This window comes from Vreelandella neptunia, from assembly GCF_034479615.1.
GTDB classification, from domain to species: Bacteria; Pseudomonadota; Gammaproteobacteria; order Pseudomonadales; family Halomonadaceae; genus Vreelandella; species Vreelandella neptunia.
Genome location: NZ_CP140255.1, coordinates 4,475,176 through 4,499,318 on the forward strand (window position 1 = coordinate 4,475,176; position 24,143 = coordinate 4,499,318).

Here is a 24,143-nt window from a genome sequence, read left to right on the forward strand (position 1 = left end):
GCTTAGCCCTCCGCAGCCCGGCCCTTCTGCGGGAAGAGTCCACGCGGGCGTTTTTGAATGAATAGGATGATGAAGACCAGCACGATAATTTTGGCCAGTACCGCGCCTGCCCAGGGTTCCAGCACCTGGTTGATCACCCCCAGCGATAGCCCGGCCACCAGCGTGCCCCACAGGTTGCCCACGCCGCCGAACACCACCACCATAAAAGAGTCGATGATGTAGTTCTGCCCCAGGTTGGGGCCGACGTTGGTAAGCTGGGAGAGCGCGACACCGGCAAGACCGGCCACGCCGGAGCCCAGTGCAAAGGTCATGATATCCACGCGAGTAGCACGAATGCCCATGGAGCGCGCCATGGCACGGTTTTGGGTCACTGCGCGCACCTCAAGCCCTAGCCGGGTGCGACGCATAATCAGCATCAGGCCAGCAAACACCACCAGCGCAAAGCCAAGCACGTACATGCGGTTGAGCGTTAGCGACAGCGCATCGTTAACCACCAATGAGCCACTCATCCATTCCGGCGTAATCACGGTACGGTTAAGCGGTGAAATCACCGTGCGCACCAACTGCTGCAGAATCAAGCTGATACCAAAGGTCGCCAGCAGCGTCTCCAGCGGGCGGCCTTTCAGGAACTGGATAACACCGCGCTCGATCGCCACACCCGCCAGAGCGGCGACCATAAAGCCTGCGGGAATCGATAGAATCAACGCCAGCCCCGGCTGGCCGGGCAGCAGTTGCTGCATCGCCCAGGTGGTGTAGGCACCTAGCATCATCAGCTCGCCATGAGCCATGTTGATGACGCCCATGACCCCGAAGGTGATCGCCAAGCCAATGGCAGCTAGTACCAGCACCGAGCCAAGGCTCAAGCCGAAATAGAGGGTTTCCAGGCCGCGATTGATTTTTAGCTGCTGCTCGATACCCGCCAGGGAAGCGGCAGCGGCGTTGGCAACAACGGGATCATCGCTATTGGCTGCCCGGCTCAACGCCACACGCGAACGCGGATGCAGGCTGCCATCCAGCGCTTCGACCCCGACTATTTCACCCGCTTCAGCGCGATAAATCGCCACTGCCTGGGTCAGGCGATAGCGCACCTGCTCGTCCTCTTCCTGTTCGATCAAGTCGTCGAGGGTGGGCACCAGCTCTCCGTCTACTTCACCCAACAGTCGCTCGGCCGAGGTGCGGCGGCGCTCCACGTTAGGCGAGTAGAGGTCAACTACCGCGATAGCGCTGCGCAGCTGATTACGCAGGTTGTTGTTGATGCCGATACGCTCCAGGTCACGGCGGGACATCTCGCCCAGCGCTTCGCCGGTTAGAACATCGGCCACCGGCCAGTCGCGGCCACGGTTTTCCAACACTAATACAAAGCGGCCGTCTTCAGTGCGCTGCAAGCGGCCATCCAAAAGGGCTTGCAGCCAATCACGGGCGCGCTCGTCATCGCTTTGTAAAATAGCGGTGATGGCTTCACCTTTGGCGCTATAAGACTCAACGTCCAGCGCCTTTAACAGCTCAAGCGCGGTGGCATCATTAGTGGAACTGCTGGCGGCATCTGTTGATTGTGCCTGTGCGGTGAAGGTGGTACCCAACAGCAGGAAACAGAGCATCGCCAAGGAAAGGAAACGCCTCATGGGGTTCTTCCTTTGGTTATCTAAGAGGGAAAGATAGCGTGCTCCTTGCCGCGCCAACCATCGAACCGCGGCGCGGCAAGGGGTGTTATTCGTTACTCAGCGAGTGCCGCTTCGGCTTCTTCTACTGCGGTACTACCACCGCACGAGCCGTTCACGACGTTGAAGTTGCCGCACTCCATCGGCTTACGCCAATCGGCAATCAGGTCACGGGAGCCAGGCAGGTAGTCAGACCAGGCGTCGCCGGCCACGGTAGACGGCGTCTGCCAAACGATATCGAACTGGCCGTTGTCCTGGATCTCACCGATCAGCACCGGCTTGGTGATGTGGTGGTTGGGCATCATCGCCGCATAGCCGCCGGAGAGGTTAGGCACCGTCACACCGATAATGGCGTCTTTAACGGTATCGACATCCGTGGTGCCCGCTTTGCGAACCGCTTCGGCCCACATGTTGAAGCCAATGTAGTGCGCTTCCATTGGGTCGTTAGTGACGGCCATATCGTCGCCGGTGTACTCGATCCAGGCATCGATAAAGTCGTAGTTGTCATCGTTATCGACGCTCATGAAGTAGTTCCAGGCAGCCAAGTGGCCCACCAGCGGGCCGGTATCGATACCGGTCAGTTCCTGCTCACCCACCGAGAAGGCGATGACCGGAATATCGGCCGCATCGATGCCCTGGTTGGAAAGCTCGGTGTAGAACGGTACGTTGGCGTCGCCGTTCACGGTCGAGATCACCGCAGTGGGTTTACCCTCTTCACCGAAACGGCGAATTTCGGCCACGATGTTCTGCCAATCGGAGTGACCGAACGGCGTGTAGTTGACCATGATGTCCTCATCCGCGATGCCGTGCTCATCTTTGAGGAACGCTTCGAGGATACGGTTAGTGGTGCGCGGGTAGACATAGTCGGTACCCACCAGCGCAAAGCGCTCGATACCGACTTCGTTGATAAGGTATTCAACCGCAGGAATCGCCTGCTGGTTAGGCGCCGCGCCGGTGTAAAAGACGTTTTCAGAGGATTCTTCGCCTTCATACTGCACCGGATAGAACAGCAGGCCGTTGAGCTCCTCTACGACGGGCAGTACGGATTTACGCGAAACCGACGTCCAGTTGCCGAAAATAACGTCCACTTCTTCCTGATCCAGCAGCTCCCGGGCGCGTTCGGCAAACAGCGGCCAGTTAGACGCCGGGTCAACCACCACGGCTTCTAACTGACGGCCCAGTAAACCACCGGCTTCGTTCTGTTGCTCGATAAGCATTTCGACGGTGTCTTTAAGCACCGTTTCACTAATCGCCATGGTGCCGGAGAGGGAGTGCAGGATACCGACTTTGATCGGGTCGTCGTCCTGGGCGATGGCCTGGGTGCTGGCACTCATGATGGCAGCGGTGAGTAAAGCGGTCGCGAAACGGCCACTTGAAAGGAAGGGGCGAGGGTGTGTCGAGCGTTTGAGAGTGTTCATTGTTAATCTCCTTGCACCCCTTATGATTGGGGCTTGATGGTTGGCTTCGCGCTTGGGGCTGTTGTGTTAGCTCCCCCAATACGTCCACTAGCCATTAACACCTGCAAGGGGTGCGCCAGATTGACACAAAGTTGCTTTATAGCTATTTAATCAGCCACTTAATAATCAACAGAAAATCTCAACACTCACCGTATGCACCAAAATAAAGCGCAAGAACGCAGCTAAAGCACCCTCACAATGCACCAATAAAAGACAGTGCACCAACTAAGAACTTGAACTTTTGAAATACAGAGCATTAACGCATTAGTTACTTATTGACTACAAAGCCATTCTTTATTATTAGTTAAAAAAATAGGTAAGAAAGAGCAGATAACAGAAGCCTTGGACTTCTTCTATAGATGTTGCCTATAAAAAAGGGGCGTCGACTTTCGTCGACGCCCAGGTGATTGTGATTGATCTATTCGGGTATTAATCGCTTTCAGGCGAACCTGAATTGGGGGTTGCCTTCATCCCGCGTCGCAAAAGGGGACCCAAGATATAAGGCAAGATCAAGCCCAACCCAGCAAAGACCCAAAGGCCGATAGCCAGACCGCTGTCCCATAGGATCATCCAGTCGCCATCGGAGATATCCATGGCATGGCGAAGGTTCTTCTCCATCTCAGGCCCCAGCAACAAGCCAAGAATCACTGGCACCAGCGGAATCTCAAGCTTACGCAGGACGTAACCACCCACTCCAAAGGCCACCATGAAGTAGAGGTCAAAGATGGTGTTACTGATCGAGTAGATACCCACGAAAGCGATCATCGTGACGATCGGCAGTAGGTACATCGGCGGTACGGACAGCAGCTTGACGAAGATGCCCACCAACGGAATGTTTAGAATCAGCAGCAAAAAGTTACCGATCAGCAGCGCCGCGATCACGCCCCAGACGATGTCGGCATTCTGGGTGAACATCAAAGGTCCTGGTGTGATATTCAATGAAATCAACAGCGCCAGCAGCACCGCCGTGGTACCACTACCCGGCACGCCTAGCGTCAACATAGGGACTAAAGCACCGCTGGACGCACCATTGTTACCCGCTTCAGGCGCCGCCACACCGCGCGGATCACCTTGTCCAAAATAGCCTTTCTTACCCAACACACGTTTTTCAAGGGTATAGCTGATAAAGCTACCCAACGAAGCACCGGCACCCGGTAGCACACCGGCGACAAAACCCAGCACCCCGCCACGGAAACTGGTGGGTAGAATATCGCGGATATCTTTCCAAGAGAGCGAAAGCTTATTGACCTTCATCTTTTCCTTACCACCACCTGCCCGCTCCTCAATGAAAAACAGCAGTTCAGAAATGGCAAACAGACCGACGATAGCAATGATGAAGTCCACGCCTTCAAAAAGTTCGAGCACCCCGAAGGTGTAGCGCTGCACGCCGGTATTGTCGATACCCACCGTGGCGATCATTAGGCCAATACTGGCGGCGACTACTGTTTTAACAGGGTTTTTGCCGGTGATGCCACCTAAGGTAGCGAACGCCAGCAGGAAGAGCGCGAAATACTCCGCAGGGCCGAACGTCAGAGCGAAATTAGCCAGCAGCGGCGCCAGCAGGATCAAACCGACGGTGGCCACCAGGCTGCCAATGAAGGAGGCCACCGCCGAGATAGCGAGCGCCTCCGACGCCTTGCCTTTTTGGGCCATAGGATAGCCGTCAAGACAGGTCATCATGGCCGGTTCATCGCCCGGAATATTCAACAGAATCGATGAAATACGCCCACCGTACATGGCACCCGCATACACCGAGGTCAGCATAATCAGGGCGGTTTCTGGTGCGAGTCCCAAACTGAACGCCAGCGGAATCAGGATGGCCACACCATTGGCCGGGCCTAATCCCGGCAAGGCGCCGATCAAGGTGCCTAGAAAAGCACCCAGCAGGGCGAACATTAGGTTATGGGGCTGCAGAGCAACGCCAAAACCATCCATCAAATAACCTAGAGTTTCCATTAGTTCACCTCCAGGAATGACAACAGACCCAGCGGCAAGGCGAGATCAAGTGCAAAACTAAATAGGAAGTACACCACCACTGCCGAGACTGCCCCAGTAATGTAAGCATTGAGTGGACGAGCCCCCATTCGCCAGCAAAGCGTCCCCACCGCCAACGTGGTGCTAATAATGAAGCCCAGCGGCTGAAGCAGCATGGCGTAAAAGATCAGCACCACCACGGCGATAATGAGCTCGACACCCGTACGGCTCCAAGGCCAGGCGTTGTCGGGATCAGGGCGTACAATCAGATAAAGGCTGGAAATTGCCAGTACCACGGCCAGCAGCTTCGGAAAAGTGTCAGGGCCGACGGCTTCGGCCCCACCAAACGGCTCCGGGAACTGAGTCGCGGCCCAGCCGTACGCAACGGCCAGGACGATCATCAAGACCCCAAAGATGCGGTCATTGAAAGTCATTACTGAATCAATCCAATATCTTTAGAGAGCTGTTCAATGTCACTGATCTGGTTGAGTACAAACTCTTCAAACTCACCAGCGGTCATGTGGAAAGGCATCAAACCGTTTTGAGCCATGACATTCTGCCACTCTTCACTCTGGTAAATAGTGTCCATGGCATCGGTCCAATACGCTTTAGCTTCTTCGGAGACATCCGCAGGCATATAAAAGCCGCGCCAGTTGGGGCCAAGGGCGTCGATGCCTTGCTCACGTGCGGTGGGGATATCAGACAGGTCGCCCGGTAGGCGCTCTTCGGAGAGTACCGCTAGGACGCGCAAGTCGCCAGACTCCATAAACCCTTGGGCTTCGGTGATATCACCGGTAAAGGCGTCTACGTGCCCGCCGATCACTTGGGTTAACGCTTCACCACCATTGTTGTACGAAAGGTAGGCAATGCGCGGAAGATTCTCGACATCGGCTGCCTGAGCAGCAATCAACACTTTAAGATGATCCCAACCGCCCTTAGCGCTACCGCCGGCGAACTTGACACTACGCGGGTCTTCCTTAAGTGAGTCCATCAATTCATTCAGGTCATCGATCTCGGAATCAGCGGCTACGGCGATAATCCCGTAATCCGCACCTAGAGCACCGATCCAATTGACCTGATCGGCGGTCAGCCCAGGGAATTGTCCTTGAGCCAGACGAGTCGTAGTAGCCGTGGACGCCGCTACCAGCAGATGGTCGTCACCGGCGCGCTTGCTTACAGTATGAGCAAACGCCACGCCGCCACCAGCGCCAGCCATATTGATGGTTTGTACATTCGCCGGTACTAGATCAAGCTCCTGCATGACATTCCCCACGCTGCGGCAGGTAAAGTCCCAGCCGCCGCCTGGGTCGGACGGAGCGATACACTCCACCTTACCCTCCGGTTCGAAGGCAGCGGCAGTGCTAGAGAAGGTTGTAACTGCCGCCAGTGGAAGGGCCAGCAGGGTTATATATTTAAAGGCAGGCTTGAGAATCATGGCGTTCTCCACGTATCAGTTTTGTTGTGTGATGAGTTTGCTGTGTAGAGCTTCTTATTGTGAGACTGCACGCCGCGAACGTTAGAAGACCACTACCCTGACCGACAAGCTTGTGCGCATAAAAGACAAAATGTTCTTTATGGCTATTTTGTTCATTTTGTTCACGCCCGCTTACTTACAACATTACTTCATAGAGTGTTGAGCCACTCGTGTGCCGCCTCCAACAGCCGATAGCGACGCTCGGGCCGCCCTACATCACCATAGCCTAGCTCGGCACTGACTGCCTGCTCGGCGACTAAAAACTCTAAATAGCGGCGTGCGGTTGAGCGGCTGGCGCCCATGGTACGTGCCATCTGCATGGCGGTGAGGGAGTCGGGAGCATCGGCCAGGGCATCAATCACCCGGCGCAGCGTCAGCCGATCAATACCCTTAGGCAGGGTTTGAGACGAGGTTTGGCTTTTAGCACGCAACGGCTCGCCAGGCTTCAGGCGCGCTAGCACGGAGTCCAGTTCATCCTGATTCATCTCGGCGCGGTTGGCCAACGCTTCACGCTCGCGCCGGAAGCGAGTCAGCATTTGCGTCATTCGCACGGCCTCAATCGGTTTGATCAGGTAGTCGAATACACCGCCGCGCAGCGCCTCGCTGATGGTTTCCACTTCCCGGGCAGCGGTGACCATGACGATATCCACATGCACGTAGTCGCGGCGAATTGCCCATAGCAGCTCCAAGCCTTCAACATCGGGAAGGTAGGCGTCTAGCAAAATCAAATGGATACTGGCAGCCTGCTCCGCCATGATAGCCTTGGCTTCACTGCCGTTGCGCGCCATGCCCACTACATAAAAGCCATCGCTCTGTTCAATGAAGGCTCTGTGGATATCGGCAATGCGAAAATCATCTTCAACGACCAAAATGCCATACTGCCCATCAGACATTGCGTTCCCCCTAGCCGTCGTGGTCACTATTTTCGAGACTGTTTTGAAATTGTTGTTGAGACTGTTGTTGAGACTGTTGTTTTTAAGAGTATCCGAGAGACTGCTGTTGGTCTTGCTGCGCGCACAGCGAGCGGTCGAGCACCGCGATAAAGCACGCGCCGCCCAGTTCGCTCTCCTCCAGGGTCACGGCGCCGCCGTGCTGACGGCACAGCCTGGCCACCAGCGCCAGGCCAATGCCCTGGTGTTTACCCGTTTTGGTCGAAAAGCCTTCCTGGAAAATCGACTCAGCTAACTGAGCAGGCACTCCGGGCCCGTTGTCCTCCACTTCGATCAGCAGTTGCTCGCCCAAATCAGTAAAAAACAGGCGTACTTTGGGCTCGTTACTCGGCCCATTCAGCGCTGCGTGGCAGGCGTTGTCCAGCAGGTTACCCACCACGCTCATCATCACCTCTTGGCCAGTGGGCGTTAGCGGGCAGGAGAGCGAGCTTTGCTCATCGATTTCCAGCGATACGCCCAGTTCCCGCGCGCGGGTAAGTTTACCCAGTAGCGTACCGCTAAGCACGGCGTCGGCAACGTTGCGCATTAAAAAGCTCATCTGCGCCTGGGCTCGTTCGGTTTCCTGATGGATCAGCGCCAAGGCTTCCTCGATGCGCTCTAATTGCAGTAACCCAGAGATGGTGTAGAGCTTATTGGAAAACTCGTGGGCCTGAGCGCGCAGCATATCCACGTCACGGCTGGCTTGGGTTAGCGCGTGAGATAGATCCACGATCTCGCGACGGCTGCGGAAAGTGGCCACCGCCCCCTCAATCTCACCTTCGTGCAGAATCGGCACGCGGTTAACCACTACCGGGTGATCGCCCAGCCACATCTCCTGGTCGAACTCCTGCTCACCACGTCGGAGCACCTCCAGCAGCCGCGAATTAGGCACGACCTCACGGATGGGCTGCCCCAGCAGCACGTGCTCATCGTCTAAGTTGAGAAAGCGCCGCGCCTGCTGGTTGACCAAGGTAATATGACCTTCACGATTAACCGCCAGAATGCCCTCGTGGATCGACTGCAAAATGGCCTCTTTTTCCATGGCCAAGCGGGCAATTTCGTAGGGTTCCAGGCCCAAAATGACCTTTTTAAGATGCTGCGATAGCCAGTAGGCACCGGCAAAGCCGAGACAAATCATCAGCGCCACCAGCGCCCAGCCAAAGCTGTTGTAGCGGGCTACGTCCATGGCCACGCGATCCATCATAAAACCGACGGAGACCAAGCCAATGATATTGCCCTCTTCGTCCCAAATGGGCGCTTTGCCACGAATGGCGGTGCCCAATGACCCGGTTGCCTCGGATACATAGTACTGGCCATGAATCAGCGCCTGATCATTATCGCCCCCCACCATCGGCTGCCCAATCCGCTCCGGTACGGGGTGGGAATAGCGAATACTTTGGGCGTTGCCCACAACGACATAGCGCGCTCCCGTTTCATGGCGAACGCGCTCTGCGAGGGGCTGAATAATGAAAGATGGGTCGGGGATCGCGAAGGCATTAATAATTTGCGGCATCGACGCCACCGTTTTGGCCACTGCCAGCGCTCGCTCGCCCATCTGCTGGCTAATAATTTCCGCCTTGCGGTGATTGAGATACGTACCCTGTGCCAGTAGCATGCCAGCCAGCAGTAGCCCGACTAACAGCATCACCTGGACGCGAAAGCTGCGTTTGTACCAGCTGCGTCTTGCGCGGGTTCGGCGCCAGCGCTGCAGGTCGGCTAACGTTCGGGGGCGGGAAGCGCTCATAGGTAGACTCGAAATGCGTGACCACGCCATTATGGCACGCGCCAGCCAACGGCGTTAATCGCCGTCACCCCTGAGTCATCGTTCGCTGATATAATGGCCTAATGCCGAAACCAAGGAGGGATGTAGTGGCAATCGTTAGATGGATACTCTTGCTGGCCTGCTGGCCTCTATGGCTAACCGCGGCTTATGCCTACCCGTTCTACGCCCCACCGCCTCCCCAGGAAGATGCCCCCGTATTCAGCGGCGATGCTGAGTTGGGCTTCACCCGCCTTTCAGGCAACACCAACAGCCAAACGTTGATTGGCAAAACGCGGCTGACGTGGCTTACCGGAAACTTCACCTACTCGCTACGAGGTGAAGTGAGAAACGTTACCAAGGATAATGAAACCAGCGCCGAGCAGTACCTAGTCGCCGGACGCGAACGCTATGAGCTGGATGGCCCCCACTACCTGTTTGGCTTTGCCCGCTGGGAAAAGGATCGCTTTGCCGGTTACGATCAGCAGCTCTCCGCGATTGGTGGCTACGGGCGCCAAATTCTGGAGAACGGCACCCATACGTTGTCGCTGGAAGCGGGCCCGGGTTATCGTCATGACCGGCTGCGCGAGTACGATGATGAACGCTTAATGGTGACTTACACCGCGCTGGACTATCGCTGGTGGTTCTCGGACTACGCTGATATTCAGCAGGAAATGTCGGTGGAGTATACCGATAAAAACATCACCTCTCGGTCGCTGACAGCGCTTACAGCGAGGCTTAACTCAAAGTTATCGCTGCGCTTATCGCACGAAATCAAGCACAACTCACAGCCACCTGATGAAACCAACGTACGCACAGATACGACCACCAGTGCGTCTTTGCTCTACCGTTGGTAAGTCCAAGACTGGCTTAACGATTCTGCCCTCGGTGTGCCCACCCGGTCATGCGTTTTTCCAACTGCGCAAATAGCTCGTACATCACCATCGCCATGGCGCTGATCACCAGCAGCCCGGCAAAGACCAGCCCCATGCGCATTTGTGAACCGGCGCTCATCATTAGGTAGCCAATGCCCTGATTGGAGGCGACGGTTTCTGACACCACCGTACCCACGAATGCCAACGTGATAGCGACTTTCAGTGAGGCAAAGAAATACGGCAGCGAGCGCGGCAGACCTACTTTCAGCAGCACGTCCATACGCCGCGCGCCCAGTACCCGCAGCACGTCTTCCATCTCGGGCTCCAGCGTGGCTAAACCGGTAGCCACGTTCACCACGATGGGGAAGAAACAGATTAAAAAGGCGGTGAGTATCGCCGGCACCGAACCAATCCCAAACCAGACGACCAGAATGGGCACAAAAGCCACTTTGGGAATCGCGTTAAAGCCCACCAGCAGCGGGTAGCAGGCGTTATACAGAAAGCGTGAAGAGCCGATAATAAACCCCAACACCAGCCCAACGGCAACGCCCAGACCAAAGCCAATCAGCGTTGTCCAGAAGGTTTGCCAGGAGTGCATGGCGATAGGCCCGGAATAAGTTACCAGCGCCTGGGCAGTTTCCAAGGCACTTGGGAAGATAAAGCTGGGCACGTCAAACACCCGCACCGTGACTTCCCAGATGATGACCAGCGCCACCACCGCTATCCACGGCGCCAGTCGTTCAATTAACGGGGGATTCTGTGCCATAAATGTACCTTTTATTTAGTACTGATATTAAGTAGGTTTCTTGTAACTAAGCGTGCAATTGGCTTTGCCAGCCTGATAACAGCCTTCGGTGGGAGGTAGCTTTAGCTCGCGACCATTGAGGCTGCCAGCTTTATAGCCGGGGGTGCCTGCGGCACCCTTCGCCCGCTGGAAGCGGCCTTCCACATAAGCTGATGAATAAACATTAAGTGCGGGTATCAAGTGCTGCGCACTTCGCCAATTTGAGCCCGCAGCTCCTGAACCAGATCAATAAAGGGTTTTTGGTAGGTGGTTTCCAGTGCTCGGGGTCGCGGCAGCTCTATTTGACGGCGCTCAATCACTCGGCCAGGGCGGCGGCTCATGATGTAGACGGTATCGGCCAGAAACGCCGCCTCGCGTAGGTCGTGGGTCACCAGCACTACCGTAAAACGCTGTGCCTCCCACAGGTCACGCAGCACGCACCACAGCTCTTCGCGGGTAAAGGCATCCAGCGCACCGAAGGGTTCATCCAGCATTAGTAAACGCGGCTGGTGAATCAGCGCCCGGCAGATCGACGCCCGCTGCTGCATACCACCAGAAAGCTGCCACGGGTACTGATCTTCGTAGCCTTCAAGCCCTACAGTCTTGAGCAGCTTGCGTGCCCAGCCGACAAACTCTTCGCGCCGCTTACGAAACTGTTGGCGGTAAGGTTTGACGATCTCCAGCGGCAGCAAGACGTTATCCAAGGTGGTGCGCCAGGGCAGCAGGTTGGCATTTTGAAACGCCATGCCGGAGATCTTCAGTGGGCCTGTAACCGGCTCTCCATCCACTCGCACGGCACCAGTGGTAGGCGCATGCAGACCGGTGCAGAGCTTCATAAAGGTCGATTTACCGCAGCCGGAGGGGCCCACGAATGCGACGAACTCGCCTTCGTGGATACTCAGGTTGATGTCTTCAATGGCGTTGCCCGACTTATCGTAGGCCAGGCTAACGTCATCGAAGGTGACGAACGCTGCCGACATGCTTATTCGCCCTCTGCCGAAAACAGCCTGCGCTCTTCCTGAGTAGGTAAGTAGCTTGAGTTAAACACCTGCTCTGGCGAAGGCACGGCGGGCAGGTCATAGGCGTCGGCGACCAGTTGAATGGCCTGAGCCAAACGCGCTTCATCCACACCACCCACGCCGTGCTCCCGGGCATCGGGGGTATCGACGACGCTCTCCAAGGCAAGCTTCAGGCGCCGGGTTTCCATCTCTACATCAATCAGGCCATCGCGATTTTTGACGTACTCAATGGCGCCATCAGGATCCGCAATGGTCTCCCCCAAGGCGCGGTTGAAGGCGCGTAGAAAGCCCTGCACGGCGTCGGGATTAGCCTCTGCAAAGGCCTCACTGGCGATGATCGCATTACCATAAAGCGGCACGCCGTATTCGGGGAACGGCATGATGGTGAGTTCCTCTTCACTCATCCCCCGCTCTTCAAGGTTGAGCAGGCTGGTAAAGTAAAAACCGGTGATGGCATCCACATCGCCCCGGGTGAGCAGCGTTTCACGCAGCGTGGGGTCGACGTTCTGCCACTCAACTGCGTCGGCTTCCAGATCATTAGCGGCGGCAAACACGCCCCAGGCGCGGTAACCGGTGTCAAAGGCGGGGGCGGCGATGGTTTTACCGGCTAAGTCAGCCGGGCTCTCTATACCGCTCTCTTTACGCGCAAACACTGCAGCGGGTGTGCCGTCGTAGACGATATAGACGCCCTGAATACCAGGGCCATCGGGATTTTCAGCGAGAAACTCGACCAGCGCATTCAGATCGCCAAAGCCCATTTCGTAGGCCCCAGACGCCACGCGGTTAATCGCCCCCGCCGAGCCGCTGCCGGAATCGATCTGAACGTCCAGCCCTTCATCAGCGAAGTAGCCTTTCTCAGCAGCCATTAAAAACGGCGCGGAGGGGCCCTCAAAGCGCCAATCCAGCTGAAAACGTATTTGGGTGTCGTTGGCATGGCTAACAGCCGGAAATAAAACCAACGCTGTCGCGCAGCCAGTCAGCAGGCGCGCAGGAGAAAAACGGCGTTTCGAAGTGGAGGTCATCATCGTGAGCATACCTTGTATACAAAATATGCTTTAGCATTGCAGCAATACTGCCATTATTGGATTTTTACTTTATTTTCAAACCGTTATATTTCCACCCAGGTATCACCACCTACCGCCGCATGGCCAAAACAGTGCATTTGCACCTGGACTATGCACCAAGTTAAAACATATTAGACGTTGGTCTAAATTGTCGATATACTACGCTCAGTTTCCTGTCTTGCGCCATTCCTTGAATGGCGCTTTTTTTTATCCGTTATTTCACCAGCATCAATCAGTAACTACCTTGACGACTATGCGCCGTTAAACAGCTTAACGGCGCGCTTTGATAGGCTGTTATCTCCACTTCCCCCGCTCCCCATAAGGTATTTGACATGCCCCAGCCTAGCCCCAACGTAGAGGGCTCCCAAAGGTTTTCGCTCGGCGATCCAATTGTGCTGATATTCAGTATTGGCTTCATCGTCGCCTTTCTCGCTTTGTCGCTTTACGACCTAACGCTAGTCGCTGACAGTATCAGCGCGGGTTTCGCCTGGACCGCGTTAGTATTAGGAAGCTACTTTCAACTGCTACTCCTATTGACCTTCTTCATCGCCATCGGCTTGGCTATGACACCCGCCGCTAAAGCGAAAATCGGCAATCTCGATGCACCAGAAATGAGCACGTTTAAGTGGCTTTCGATTATTCTGTGTACTCTGCTGGCAGGCGGCGGGGTGTTCTTTGCAGCTGGCGAGCCGGTATACCACTTTGTGGTAACACCTCCCGCCTTTGAGAGCGAAGCAGGCACGGCTGAGGCCGTTTCCGGCGCCCTGGGACAGTCCTTTATGCACTGGGGCTTTATGGCTTGGGCAGTACTAGGATCGTTAACGGCAGTGGTTCTCGCCCACGCCCATTACGTGAAGGGGCAACCTCTTCAGCCGCGTACCCTGCTCTACCCAGTACTAGGGGAGCGCCTAATGCGCGGCCCACTTGGTGGCATTGTCGATGCCTGCTGCGTGATTGCTTTAGTTGCGGGCACCGTGGGCCCGATTGGCTTTCTGGCTACCCAGGTCAGCTTCGGCCTGCACGAACTGTTTGGCTTACCAGAAGGTTATCCCGGTCAGTTGATCATTCTTGCCGTGCTCGGCAGCATCTATGTGCTCTCTTCCATGAGCGGTGTCCACAAAGGTATTCAACTGCTTAGCCGCTTTAATGTACTACTGGCGCTAGCCATTGGTGCGGTCATTATTGTCTTTGGCCCGACGCTGTTTTTAGTCAATAGCTACGTTTCAGGTATGGGCGCGTATATCAGCGAATTCTTTACCATGGCCACAATGACCGCAGAGACCGCTCCGGCATGGTGGATGCAGTGGTGGACAGTATTTTTCTTTGCTTGGTTTATTGGCTACGCGCCACTGATGGCTATTTTTGTGGCACGTATTTCCCGCGGTCGCAGCATCCGCGAAATGATCATCGCGGTAGCGATCCTGGCGCCGATTGCCACCACCGTTTGGTTTACCCTGCTCGGCGGCTCAGGTATCTATTATCAGCTCACCGGCGTGATTGACCTGACCGAAGCGCTCAACAACTTCCAGTTTGATGTAGCTACCTTAACCGTTGCCCAGGCACTGCCCGGCGGTACCTGGATGGCACTGGCGATCCTGATGCTGACCACCATTTTCGTTGCCACCACCGGAGACTCGATGAGCTACGCCATTGCGGTAGTAGGCGCGGGCCATGATAACCCCAGCCCGGTCATGCGGGCGTTTTGGGGAATCGCCATGGCGCTGATGGCTGCGGTACTGCTGTATATGGGCGCAGGTCAAATTGGCGCGCTACAGCAGTTCATTGTGATTACTGCGATTCCGGTCTCGTTGATACTAATGCCGTCACTCTGGAATGGTCCGCAGGCAGCCTACGCCATGGCCCGTGAACAGGGGATTATTGACTAGCTCAGCAGTCCAGTCTGATTGAAAGCCCTATCAATTTTATAACCTTTCCAGAAGCCGCAGAATCATCTGCGGCTGCTGGTTGGCCTGGGCTAACATAGCGATGCCTACCTGCTGCAGGATCTGTGCACGAATAAGATTGGAGACTTCCTTAGCGTAGTCGGCATCCTGAATGCGCGACCGGGCAGCGGAACTGTTGATAATGTTGGTATTAAGCCCATCAATCACGCTTTCAAAGCGATTCTGCACGGCGCCCATATAGCTGCGCTGACGATCTACGCGCTTGATAGCGTCATCCATGGCCGCCAGCGGGCTCTCTGTCGCGCTTCCTTCCAAAACGCTAAAGCCCTCCAGGCCCAGCGCCAGCAAGCTCATCCCTTCAAAACGCACCGCAATGACATTGCCATCGTTAGCACCCACCTGAATATTTAACGATTTTGACTCATCAATCAGCCCAATGCCGTTGAAATTACTCTGCTCGGCGATGCGCTCAATCTCTTCTAAACGTTGATCGATTTCGTCTTGGATAGAAACAAGGTCATCGGAAGAGTTCGTGCCGTTAGCCGCTTGTACACTCAGCTCACGGATACGCTGCAGGTTGTCGTTAATCTGATTGAGTGAGCCTTCCGCCGTCTGCACCATTGAAATGCCATCATTGGTGTTACGGATCGCCTGGGTCATGCCTTTGATTTGCGCGGTCATACGATTGGCAATCGCCTGACCGGCGGCATCATCCTTGGCGCTATTAATACGCAGCCCTGAAGAGAGACGCTGCATGGCTGTCTGCATGGCCTGCTGACTGCCGCGCAGATTGTTCTGCACGATAAGCGACATCACATTGGTATTTAGGCTGAGCAACGCACGCCTCCGGAGGAAGTTAGCCCACCTAAAACCTGGTGGCTATGGCGTTATTATCGGCCTGTAAACAAAAATCATAAGTGCTTTGAAGGTTCCAGGGTGCGGCCGCTGCTAATCAGTACTTCATCGATCGGTTTTCTCACGTAGTCGTGCTGGAAGTAGCCATCATCAACGATCTCCCCATCCCACGCCACGATATCTAGATCCATAGTCCGCGGGCCCGATTTAATTGCACCTCGCACACGGCCCAGACGATCTTCTACCCCTTTGAGATAATTGCGAAACGCTTCACGTTCAAGCGGCGTGTTCACCAACAGTGCGGCGTTCAAGAAATCGGGCTGATGCTGGTACCCCACAGGCGCTGTACGAATAGCTTTTGAACGTGCCAACAACACGCACTCGCGGCTGATAATCTCAAGTGCTTGAACGAAATAGTGGTCAGGGTCGATATTGGATCCCAGTGAGATAAAACACTCATGAAGCTGAGCGGCATGTTCGGAAGGTAAAGACATGGGTGGCATAGCGACATCCTGTTCAAAGTGACGCCTTGTAGAACTACCCTAGAGTAGGGCACTTTTTTAACACCTCCAAATCTAGCGCCTCGTGTAAGCTCTGTATAAGTTATTGACAAACGCTGCACTCACGCAGAAAGTCCTCCTATACCAATAAAACTGTAGGGAACGCTTTATGCACCAACAAGCTGCTCTGGTAACCGGCGGTGCTACCCGCTTGGGCCGATTCTTCTCCGAAGCGTTGGCTGATGCCGGTTTCGATATTGCACTACACGTTAATCGCTCCCGCGAAGAGGCGGAAGAGGTCGCCAACAGCATTCGCACAAAAGGACGGGAGTGTGAAATATTTCACTGCGATTTTTTAAGCGATGAACCGCGAGATTTAATTCAGGCAGCAAAAAGCCGTTTTCCTGGGCTTAATTTGCTGCTGAACAGCGCCTCTGCCTACGAACCTGCGCTGATCGCGGCGACCGAGCTGGCGATGCTGGAGACGCAGTTTAGGGTCAATATGTTTACCCCACTACTGCTGACACGCCACTTTGCCAAAGAGGTGAAAGAGGGCCAGGTGATTAATATCATCGATAACAAAGTGGCCTACCACCAATACCCTTACGCGGCGTATCTGCTATCTAAAAAAAGCCTGGCGGAGATGACTCGTATGGCGGCTCTGGAGTTCGCACCGCGCATTCGCATTAACGGCATCGCCCCCGGCGTGGTACTGCCCGCTTCCCAGCGCACTAGCGCCTATATCGAGTGGCGTATTGAAGGCATTCCGCTCAAGCGCCAGGGTCACCCCGACCATCTTGTACAAGCTTTGCACTACTTGTTGGACAATCCCTTTGTAGCGGGGCAGATTCTGTTTGTCGATGGCGGGGAGTCAATCAATTTAGAGGGGCGTCACTCGGAAAATTACTCTGCTTGAATAACTAGGCTTAAGAACTCTGCTTAATGACTCGGCTTAAAATTGCTTCTGCTCCAAACGCAGCAGGGCCGCCCGAAGGCGGCCCTGCTGAAGGTTAAGATGAACACCGTTTAGGTTTCATCGACATCATCGTGGTCGGGTTTCAGATGATCAGGCTCGTTGGTTTGCTGCACTCCTTCTGGAGTGTCGCTCTTAGCAGCTGGCGTAGCAACTGCTGACTCCTCCACCTTCTTCTCTTTAGCAGTCGACTCCAATACCCGCACATGGGCAGGCGGTGGATTGCCGTTTTTGTTATCGCCAAAGTAGAGCGTGGTGTGCGGGAAGGGGATCTCGATACCCGCCTCATCAAAGCGCAGTTTAACCAGACGATTGTAGGCGCGGCCGACGGCCCACTGATCACCCGGCGTGGTTTTAATCACCACACGGATGTTCACAGAGCTATCTGCCAGGGCGGTAACCCCCGCAACGGTGAGATCAGCCAGCAGCTTGGTACCGAACTCTTCGCTGGCTTTGAGATCCTCAAAGGCCAGTTTGAGCTGCTCAATGGCTTCGTCAATGCTCTCGTTATAGCCAATGCCGTATTCGCCCACATGGTTGCCGTACTCGCGCATGTAGTTAGATACGGTATCCACGCTGGAGAACGGCACGATGTGATAAGTCCCGGACAAATCGCGAATCCCTACAGAGCGGATACTAAGCCGCTCGGCGGTGCCCGTCACGCCACCGACCGTTACCACATCCCCGGTATTCATGGCATTTTCAACCTGGATAAACACCCCGGTGATAACGTCCTGCACCAGCTTCTGGGCGCCAAAACCAATCGCCAAACCAAGCACACCGGCACCGGCAATGAGCGGGCCGATATTGATGCCAATTTCCGACAGCACGATCATGCCGGTTATCGTCACCATGGCGATCGCCAGGGCATTGCGAAATAGGCTGAGAAGGGTTTTCGCCCGCGCCGACGGCTCTCCGTAGCCGGTTTCCGGATTGAGCTTATGCTCAATAAGGCTCGCCAGCCCCAGCCAAACGGCGAGCGCCACGATCAAAATCACCGCCACGCTGGTCAGATTGCCGACCAGCACGGCACCGCCTTCAGAAGCATACCAAGCAGCAAGATCAAAGGCGCCCCAGGCGTTCAGCACCAACATGATGACCACGATCAGAATGATCGTACGCAGCACGCGAAGTGCATTGGGTACATAGCTGTTCAAGCGCTTTTCAAGCAGCGGTAGTTTTCGCCGCAGATCGTCCGACAGAGTAATCCGACGGCCAATGGTCTGGGTGAGGAAAGACGACACCAAGAGCCCAACGACAATAGCGGCCAGCGACTTCAGAGTGGCGTACATTACAAACGGCAGCGCATCGCCGGGTCGCGTTAACGTCAGCACAAATACGATCAAGAAATAGAGCAGCGCGAACAGGTGCCAGGTACGCGCAAATAGCTGCAGCGAGACGCGGCTGGCAGTCAGCGTTGATTTTGCCGCCATCTCGTTCAGGTTGTCGCGCAGGCGGGTGCGGTTTCTTAGTACTACGACCACTGCGTAGATAAATGCTAACAGCATAATCAGCGTGCCGACCGCTTGCCCCAGCGAGGCCGCCACGTAGAAGTTAACCAGCGGTACTACCACCATCAGACCGTAACCAACCATGCCGATCAAACGGGCTAGCCAGCGATTCCAGTAGGAGGCTTCCTGAGCAGAAATAGGCAGTAAGCGCAGCCCTTCGTAGCGCGAAGAGAACAGCATCCGCACACCGGCTTTGAGCAGTTCAATAATCAAGAACGCATTTAAAAACAAAGAGGCACGGGTCGAAAGCTCCCCGGCTTCACCAATCGCAAAGGTGGCCAGCAGATTACCACCCACATAGGCCAAGCCGACAAGCAGCACATCGATGACCGCCGCAATTGCAACGCAGACAACCAAACGTAAAACGGGGGTTAAATTGTTGCCATTCAGCGACCAGCCGCTGATTTTAGTAAACAGCGGCTTAGCTAACCGTCGAACAATCATAAACAGCGCAAAGGTGGCGACAATCACCATGCCTAAATTAATCGCCGCACTGGTGAACGCGCCCATATCAAAGACACTGTCGCCCTCTTGACCCGCCAACAGCCCACCAACAATGCCTACCACTTGCTCGAACTGGCCTCCCACATCGCTGACCACACGACTGGTGAGCTCAGCGAGTTGGCGCGGCAGCGAAACATCCTCCGGTGCTATCTCACTGCCTTGAGCAGCCGCTTCCGGGGAGAGTTCTGTAGCAACACCTTCGGGCAGCGCTGAGGCTTGATTACGCAACATTTCAATCAATTCTTGCCGCGACTGCTCATCCTCCAGCAGGTTTGCCAGCGCCTCGTAGGACGTCGGCGCTGCCTCAGATGAGGATGCCGCATCGGCGCTGGCCGACTCACTTGACGTGCTCTGCGCCATTGCTGGCGTGGCCATGATGGCAACCATTGCCAACAGCCAGACACCTAGCCAGGGTAATAAACGAAGTGGCTTCACACCTAAACCTCCTTTTGGGTGAGTGTTGTGTTCAATCTAACGGCTGCCTGGTTTTACGCAAGCTAACGTTAGGCAACTTATGTTGCTTACACTCTACACTGCCTGCACAGCTTGTTAAAAAGTTGTACAGGGTAACATGACTTGATTAATAAGGCGTTTCACTGGCATAGCGGGACTAGCCACTGCTGTGCCAGCAGTAACACCACGGCGTAACGCGCGCCTTTAGCGACCACGATCCAGGTCAGTGCCCGCCACCAGGGCAGCCGAAACACGCCGGCCAACACGGTGAGGGGGTCGCCAATAATCGGCGCCCAGGAAATCAACAGGCTCAGCTCGCCAAAGCGGTGATACCAGCCTTCTGCGCGAGCCAAGCTACGTGGCGATGCGGGGAACCAACGGCGATCCTGAAACTGACGTGCATAGCGGCCCATTACTACGTTGATCATGCTGCCAAGGGTGTTACCCGCCGTGGCCACTAACCACAGCCCTAACGGAGGCTCACCGAGACACCACAGCCGCGCTAACCACACTTCCGACCCACCGGGCAGCAGCGTTGCGCTGACCAGGGCAACAAAAAACAGGCTTAGCATAGGCTTACCATAACCTCAGCGACCCACGTTAACGCGGCACCTGCCCACCCAACTGTAGGGTTATCTCATCGGCCGTTTGGCGGACTAGCGCCCCTAGGGTTAGTAAGCGGGCTTCCGGAATTCGCGCCACCGGGCCTGAAACCGAGATCGCTGCCAGCGGCACGCCGTGCTCATCAAACACACAGGCAGCCACGCAATGTAGGCCAACGGCATGCTCTTCCCGGTCGCAGGCAAAGCCTTGAGCGCGAATCTGCTCTATTTCCACACCCAGAGTATCGGGCTGATAGAGCGTATTGGCGGTCACTCTTGCCAGCTCACGACCATCCAGCAGTTGCGCACGTTCGTCATCGGGCATCCACGCCAGCAGTGCTTTACCTACCCCAGAGGCATGCAGCGGCGCGCGGGAGCCTAAGCGGGTGATCATGCGCATCATCTGCGGTGACTCGTGCTGGGCTAGAAACACCGCCGTGGCCCCATCACGGATGCCTAAGTTGGCCGTTTCACCGGTTTCAGCGGTTAAGCGGCGCAGAAAGGGCCGACTTGTGGCCACTACGTCGCGGGCTTCTAGAAAGCTATTGCCGATACGGAAGGTTTTAACATCGATTCGCCATAGCCCCTGCTCGTTCTCCTGGGTCACAAACCCCTGGCTCTGCAAGGCTTGCAGCAAACGGTGGGTGGTAGAAGGCGCCAATTCGGCCATCTCTGCCACTTCTGAAAGGGCCAACCCAAGCGGGCTGGCCGCAAGGTACTCCAACAGTGTTAAGCCACGCACCAGCGACTGGCTGTGGCCTCCGCTAGCTTTGGCGGTACTCGCCGGACGTCCGACCGTCCTGCGTTTGGCTTCACTCACCTGGCTCTCTCCAAAAAGGCGCTCCTAAAATAAGCTCCCAAAAGCGCTTCTAATACGTACTAACAGCGCCTTTTCTGACGGCGCCTTCCCTGAAAACATAAAGGGCGTCAGGATAACGTGACAGCACGGCGATTGTCGCGTTTACGGAAACGAATTCCATTCATTCAGCGATGGTGCGTCAGCGGTAGCACGTCAGCGATGTCGCCAATGCGGTGGCCGCTTGGCAATAAACGCATCAATCCCCTCGCTTACATCCTCGGCCAACATATTGCAGGCCATGGTTTCCCCGGCAAAGGCGTAGGCTTCGTCGAGCGGCATGGCAAGCTGGCGGGCAAACATGGCTTTTCCGGTGCGCACCGCCACGGCGCTTTTAGCGCAGATACTGGCTGTCAGCTCTTGAATTGCCTCATCCAGCGCACCGTCTTCTGCCACGCGGTTAATCAAGCCCCACTCGGCGGCCTGCTCGGCACTGACAAATTCGCCGGTAAGCAGCATCTCCATGGCACGCTTACGGGCAACGTTGCGGGAAAGTGCTACCGCCGGGGTGGAGCAAAACAGGCCAACGTTGATACCGGAAACGGCAAAGCGGGCGCTGCGCGCGGCGACGGCCAGATCACAGCTCGCGACGAGTTGGCAGCCCGCGGCGGTGGCGATGCCCTGCACTTTGGCAATCACTGGCACCGGCAAATGCACAATGGCCTGCATGACGTCGCTACAGCGGGTAAACAGTGCTTGGTAGTAGGCTTTATCGGGGTTGGCGCGCATCTGCTTCAGGTCATGCCCAGCGCAGAAGGCTTTTCCTTCGGCGGCAATGACCACGCAGCGTACGCTGCTATCGTCGGCAATATCGGCTAACGCGTCATGAAGCGCTTCCAGCATGGCTTCCGAGAGCGCATTAAAGCGCTCCGGTGTGCCCATCGTCAGCGTTGTTATGCCCTGGTGGTCAAGGCGCTGCAGAGGGGAAGCCGTTGACGATAGACCGTCAGAGGGGATAGGCATGGTGAACTCCTGAGGTTGAGTAACACTTTGCCCATCAGTCTAGCGCACAAGCTTTACGTACGTTTCTTGTTTAAAAATCTTACCTGCTGTGCGCTACTTCATTTCTTCATCAGGCGGGTATCGCGGCCTAAGGGGTGCGGCTCGCCACGCTGTTTGGCTAGATCGATTTGGCGCTGGCGCTCGCGAGCGGCGGCGCGGGTCTTCTCTGGCAACGAATCAATGCAGTGTGGGCAGCTAATGCCCGGCTCATAAGCGGAAGACTGCATATCCTCGGCGGAGATCGGCATGCGGCAGGCGTGGCACTGCTCGAATTCGCCTTTGCTTAAGTCGTGGCGCACCGTCACGCGGTTATCGAATACAAAACACTCACCTTTCCATAGCGACTGCTCTTCCGGGACTTTTTCCAGGTAGTTCAGCACGCCACCTTTCAGATGATAGACCTCTTCAAAGCCCTCTTTCAGCATAAAGCTGGAGGCTTTTTCACAGCGGATGCCACCGGTGCAGAACATCGCTACTTTTTTATGTTTTTCCGGGTCGTAGTGCTCGCGCACGTACTCGGGAAACTCTCGGAATGTGGTGGTTTTAGGATCGATCGCCCGCTCGAAGCTGCCAATCGCCACTTCGTAATCATTGCGGGTATCGATCACCAGCACTTCCGGGTCGGCAATGATGTCGTTCCAGTTTTCCGGCTCGACGTAGGTGCCCACGGTGTCGTTAGGGTCGATATCCGGTACGCCGAGGGTGACGATCTCTTTTTTGAGCTTGACCTTGGTGCGGTAGAACGGCGTTTCGTCGCAATAAGACTCTTTGTGATCAATATCAGCCAAGCGCGGATCAGCGGTCAGCCAAGTAAGCAGCGCGTCAATACCTTCACGGTTGCCCGCCACCGTGCCGTTAATGCCCTCTTTGGCGAGTAGCAGCGTGCCCTTTACGTCGTTATCGAGCATGGTTTGGCGCAGCGGCTCGCGCAGCGCTTCGAAGTCGTTCAGGGTGACAAACTTATAGAGCGCCGCGACCACAATGGGCGGCATTGGGGTTGAGGCCGTGTTGGATACAGACATGCAAAGCTCCTGGTAGTCACCCTCGCAAAGGGCGGACCGGGTTAACAGAGGCGGGGATTTTACTCGAAAGCTAGCCAAAAGCCGAGGGCAAAGCGCCATGTCTGCCCCGAGAATGGCTTGCCCTGGCTCTTCAAACAGTCCTCCCAGCCCGGCATTTAATACATCGATTTATTCGACAGAAACGTGCTGAAAGCTTCACCCCACAAGGCGTCAGCAAGGCGTATATTGTCATTATTCAATCTCACGCAACCTGCGGAGCACACCATGATTATTCGTCGTTCAAACGAGCGGGGCTACGCCGACCACGGCTGGCTACGCTCATTCCATACCTTTTCGTTTGCCAACTACGTTGACCCCAACCATATGGGATTTCGCGCCCTGCGCGTGATCAACGAAGACCGCGTTGCTGGCGGCCATGGTTTTGGCGCCCACCCTCACCGCAATATGGAGATCATCTCCTACGTATTGGATGGTGAGATGGAGCACAAAGACAACATGGGCAACGGCGAGGTGATGCGCCCGGGCGATGTGCAGCGCATGTCGGCAGGCACCGGGGTACTGCACAGCGAGTTCAATCACTCCAAGGAGAATGAGCTGCACTTTCTACAGATCTGGATTGAACCCAAGCAGCTCGGCATCAAACCCAGCTACGAGCAGAAGGCTTTCCCTGTCGCTGAGCGTCAAGGGCGATGGCGTTTAGTGGCTTCTGAAGAAGGCCGCGACGGGTCTGTGAGCATCAACCAGGATGTGAATCTTTACGCAGGCTTGTTTAACGCTGGCGAACAGGCAACTGCGCCTCCTTCCCGCTACGCTTGGCTGCATGTGGTGAATGGTGAAATGGAGGTTAACGGTGAGACGCTGAGCGCAGGCGACGCCGCGGCGTTCCAACCGGATGAGGCGATCAACCTTACCGGCAAAGAGGCAGGCGAAGTGCTGCTGTTTGATCTTGCTTAAACACTGGGCGAGCC

At 55.7% G+C, this 24,143-nt stretch carries 21 protein-coding genes; 4 read left to right on the forward strand and 17 right to left on the reverse strand.

The genetic code is table 11. From position 1 onward, the window contains the following. Nucleotides 1–2 precede the first annotated feature (2 nt). The 7 genes from urtB to SR894_RS20660 all read right to left on the reverse strand — a co-directional run bounded on the left by urtB (nucleotide 3) and on the right by SR894_RS20660 (nucleotide 9,236). Nucleotides 3–1,622 carry an urea ABC transporter permease subunit UrtB gene (urtB, locus tag SR894_RS20630; protein WP_133731834.1) on the reverse strand — a complete coding sequence of 540 codons (1,620 nt, stop codon included), beginning with the start codon at nucleotides 1,620–1,622 and terminating at the stop codon, nucleotides 3–5. A gap of 92 nt (nucleotides 1,623–1,714) precedes the next feature. Beyond that, nucleotides 1,715–3,076, reverse strand: coding sequence for an urea ABC transporter substrate-binding protein (gene urtA / locus SR894_RS20635; RefSeq protein ID WP_133731835.1), 1,362 nt, complete (start codon nucleotides 3,074–3,076; stop codon nucleotides 1,715–1,717). A gap of 468 nt (nucleotides 3,077–3,544) precedes the next feature. Then, nucleotides 3,545–5,071, reverse strand: coding sequence for a tripartite tricarboxylate transporter permease (locus tag SR894_RS20640; protein WP_133731836.1), 1,527 nt, complete (start codon nucleotides 5,069–5,071; stop codon nucleotides 3,545–3,547). Beyond that, complete coding sequence (locus SR894_RS20645) at nucleotides 5,071–5,523, reverse strand: tripartite tricarboxylate transporter TctB family protein (protein ID WP_133731837.1); 453 nt, start codon at nucleotides 5,521–5,523, stop codon at nucleotides 5,071–5,073. Before SR894_RS20645 ends, SR894_RS20640 begins: the two co-directional genes overlap by 1 nt. Then, on the reverse strand, nucleotides 5,523–6,524 hold the full coding sequence (locus tag SR894_RS20650) for a Bug family tripartite tricarboxylate transporter substrate binding protein (RefSeq protein WP_133731838.1): 1,002 nt from the start codon (nucleotides 6,522–6,524) through the stop codon (nucleotides 5,523–5,525). Before SR894_RS20650 ends, SR894_RS20645 begins: the two co-directional genes overlap by 1 nt. A 188-nt stretch (nucleotides 6,525–6,712) precedes the next feature. Continuing rightward, on the reverse strand, nucleotides 6,713–7,456 hold the full coding sequence (locus SR894_RS20655) for a response regulator (protein ID WP_133731839.1): 744 nt from the start codon (nucleotides 7,454–7,456) through the stop codon (nucleotides 6,713–6,715). Nucleotides 7,457–7,538: 82 nt separating this feature from the next. Beyond that, a complete protein-coding gene (locus tag SR894_RS20660) occupies nucleotides 7,539–9,236 on the reverse strand; it encodes an ATP-binding protein (RefSeq protein WP_223288731.1) in 1,698 nt (565 codons plus the stop codon). 101 nt (nucleotides 9,237–9,337) lie between these two features. On the opposite strand from SR894_RS20660, the gene SR894_RS20665 reads away from it, so the two are divergent. Next, a complete protein-coding gene (locus tag SR894_RS20665; RefSeq protein WP_133731841.1) occupies nucleotides 9,338–10,108 on the forward strand; it encodes a DUF481 domain-containing protein in 771 nt (256 codons plus the stop codon). A gap of 13 nt (nucleotides 10,109–10,121) precedes the next feature. Here the strand turns inward: SR894_RS20665 and SR894_RS20670 are convergent, their stop codons facing one another. The 3 genes from SR894_RS20670 to SR894_RS20680 form a co-directional block, all read right to left on the reverse strand. Beyond that, nucleotides 10,122–10,892 carry an ABC transporter permease gene (locus SR894_RS20670; protein ID WP_133731842.1) on the reverse strand — a complete coding sequence of 257 codons (771 nt, stop codon included), beginning with the start codon at nucleotides 10,890–10,892 and terminating at the stop codon, nucleotides 10,122–10,124. A gap of 215 nt (nucleotides 10,893–11,107) precedes the next feature. Next, entirely contained in the window at nucleotides 11,108–11,890 is a 783-nt protein-coding gene (locus SR894_RS20675; RefSeq protein WP_133731843.1) for an ABC transporter ATP-binding protein, read from the reverse strand. A gap of 2 nt (nucleotides 11,891–11,892) precedes the next feature. Continuing rightward, entirely contained in the window at nucleotides 11,893–12,954 is a 1,062-nt protein-coding gene (locus tag SR894_RS20680) for an ABC transporter substrate-binding protein (RefSeq protein WP_244286543.1), read from the reverse strand. A 371-nt stretch (nucleotides 12,955–13,325) separates the two neighbouring features. Between SR894_RS20680 and SR894_RS20685 the strand changes: the two genes are divergently transcribed. Next, nucleotides 13,326–14,879, forward strand: a complete 1,554-nt coding sequence (locus SR894_RS20685) for a BCCT family transporter (protein WP_133731844.1) — start codon at nucleotides 13,326–13,328, stop codon at nucleotides 14,877–14,879. A gap of 36 nt (nucleotides 14,880–14,915) precedes the next feature. On the opposite strand, the gene SR894_RS20690 is transcribed toward SR894_RS20685, so the two are convergent. Next, nucleotides 14,916–15,734: a flagellin N-terminal helical domain-containing protein gene (locus SR894_RS20690; protein ID WP_133731845.1), complete on the reverse strand. Its 819-nt coding sequence runs from the start codon at nucleotides 15,732–15,734 to the stop codon at nucleotides 14,916–14,918. Nucleotides 15,735–15,808: 74 nt separating this feature from the next. Beyond that, nucleotides 15,809–16,255, reverse strand: a complete 447-nt coding sequence (gene folK / locus SR894_RS20695; RefSeq protein ID WP_133731846.1) for a 2-amino-4-hydroxy-6-hydroxymethyldihydropteridine diphosphokinase — start codon at nucleotides 16,253–16,255, stop codon at nucleotides 15,809–15,811. Between the two features lie 166 nt (nucleotides 16,256–16,421). On the opposite strand from folK, the gene SR894_RS20700 reads away from it, so the two are divergent. Then, nucleotides 16,422–17,168, forward strand: a complete 747-nt coding sequence (locus SR894_RS20700; RefSeq protein WP_133731847.1) for an SDR family NAD(P)-dependent oxidoreductase — start codon at nucleotides 16,422–16,424, stop codon at nucleotides 17,166–17,168. A 110-nt stretch (nucleotides 17,169–17,278) separates the two neighbouring features. Here SR894_RS20700 and ybiO read toward each other — a convergent pair whose 3' ends face one another. The 5 genes from ybiO to trhO form a co-directional block, all read right to left on the reverse strand. Continuing rightward, the gene (ybiO, locus tag SR894_RS20705; RefSeq protein ID WP_133731848.1) at nucleotides 17,279–19,675 is read right to left on the reverse strand and encodes a mechanosensitive channel protein; all 2,397 of its coding nucleotides are present in this window, start codon (nucleotides 19,673–19,675) and stop codon (nucleotides 17,279–17,281) included. A gap of 158 nt (nucleotides 19,676–19,833) precedes the next feature. Further along, the gene (locus SR894_RS20710) at nucleotides 19,834–20,265 is read right to left on the reverse strand and encodes a YqaA family protein (protein WP_133731849.1); all 432 of its coding nucleotides are present in this window, start codon (nucleotides 20,263–20,265) and stop codon (nucleotides 19,834–19,836) included. Between the two features lie 28 nt (nucleotides 20,266–20,293). Further along, entirely contained in the window at nucleotides 20,294–21,115 is an 822-nt protein-coding gene (locus SR894_RS20715) for an IclR family transcriptional regulator domain-containing protein (RefSeq protein WP_133731850.1), read from the reverse strand. Between the two features lie 192 nt (nucleotides 21,116–21,307). Further along, nucleotides 21,308–22,114: an enoyl-CoA hydratase gene (locus tag SR894_RS20720; protein ID WP_133731851.1), complete on the reverse strand. Its 807-nt coding sequence runs from the start codon at nucleotides 22,112–22,114 to the stop codon at nucleotides 21,308–21,310. Between the two features lie 98 nt (nucleotides 22,115–22,212). Continuing rightward, complete coding sequence (gene trhO, locus SR894_RS20725) at nucleotides 22,213–23,175, reverse strand: oxygen-dependent tRNA uridine(34) hydroxylase TrhO (protein ID WP_208862684.1); 963 nt, start codon at nucleotides 23,173–23,175, stop codon at nucleotides 22,213–22,215. A 264-nt stretch (nucleotides 23,176–23,439) separates the two neighbouring features. Between trhO and SR894_RS20730 the strand changes: the two genes are divergently transcribed. Next, nucleotides 23,440–24,129, forward strand: a complete 690-nt coding sequence (locus tag SR894_RS20730; RefSeq protein WP_133731852.1) for a pirin family protein — start codon at nucleotides 23,440–23,442, stop codon at nucleotides 24,127–24,129. Nucleotides 24,130–24,143 lie beyond the last annotated feature (14 nt).

Bases quoted from the DNA above. Each gene is read 5' to 3' on its own strand.
- SR894_RS20730 (WP_133731852.1), top strand. From the start codon at position 23,440: ATGATTATTCGTCGTTCAAACGAGCGGGGCTACGCCGACCACGGCTGG.
- SR894_RS20645 (WP_133731837.1), bottom strand. From the start codon at position 5,523: ATGACTTTCAATGACCGCATCTTTGGGGTCTTGATGATCGTCCTGGCC.
- urtB (WP_133731834.1), bottom strand. From the start codon at position 1,622: ATGAGGCGTTTCCTTTCCTTGGCGATGCTCTGTTTCCTGCTGTTGGGT.
- SR894_RS20675 (WP_133731843.1), bottom strand. From the start codon at position 11,890: ATGTCGGCAGCGTTCGTCACCTTCGATGACGTTAGCCTGGCCTACGAT.
- SR894_RS20670 (WP_133731842.1), bottom strand. From the start codon at position 10,892: ATGGCACAGAATCCCCCGTTAATTGAACGACTGGCGCCGTGGATAGCG.
- SR894_RS20685 (WP_133731844.1), top strand. From the start codon at position 13,326: ATGCCCCAGCCTAGCCCCAACGTAGAGGGCTCCCAAAGGTTTTCGCTC.
- SR894_RS20650 (WP_133731838.1), bottom strand. From the start codon at position 6,524: ATGATTCTCAAGCCTGCCTTTAAATATATAACCCTGCTGGCCCTTCCA.
- SR894_RS20720 (WP_133731851.1), bottom strand. From the start codon at position 22,114: ATGCCTATCCCCTCTGACGGTCTATCGTCAACGGCTTCCCCTCTGCAG.
- trhO (WP_208862684.1), bottom strand. From the start codon at position 23,175: ATGTCTGTATCCAACACGGCCTCAACCCCAATGCCGCCCATTGTGGTC.
- SR894_RS20700 (WP_133731847.1), top strand. From the start codon at position 16,422: ATGCACCAACAAGCTGCTCTGGTAACCGGCGGTGCTACCCGCTTGGGC.
- SR894_RS20640 (WP_133731836.1), bottom strand. From the start codon at position 5,071: ATGGAAACTCTAGGTTATTTGATGGATGGTTTTGGCGTTGCTCTGCAG.
- SR894_RS20660 (WP_223288731.1), bottom strand. From the start codon at position 9,236: ATGAGCGCTTCCCGCCCCCGAACGTTAGCCGACCTGCAGCGCTGGCGC.
- SR894_RS20665 (WP_133731841.1), top strand. From the start codon at position 9,338: ATGCCGAAACCAAGGAGGGATGTAGTGGCAATCGTTAGATGGATACTC.
- urtA (WP_133731835.1), bottom strand. From the start codon at position 3,076: ATGAACACTCTCAAACGCTCGACACACCCTCGCCCCTTCCTTTCAAGT.
- folK (WP_133731846.1), bottom strand. From the start codon at position 16,255: ATGCCACCCATGTCTTTACCTTCCGAACATGCCGCTCAGCTTCATGAG.
- SR894_RS20680 (WP_244286543.1), bottom strand. From the start codon at position 12,954: ATGATGACCTCCACTTCGAAACGCCGTTTTTCTCCTGCGCGCCTGCTG.
- SR894_RS20710 (WP_133731849.1), bottom strand. From the start codon at position 20,265: ATGCTAAGCCTGTTTTTTGTTGCCCTGGTCAGCGCAACGCTGCTGCCC.
- SR894_RS20655 (WP_133731839.1), bottom strand. From the start codon at position 7,456: ATGTCTGATGGGCAGTATGGCATTTTGGTCGTTGAAGATGATTTTCGC.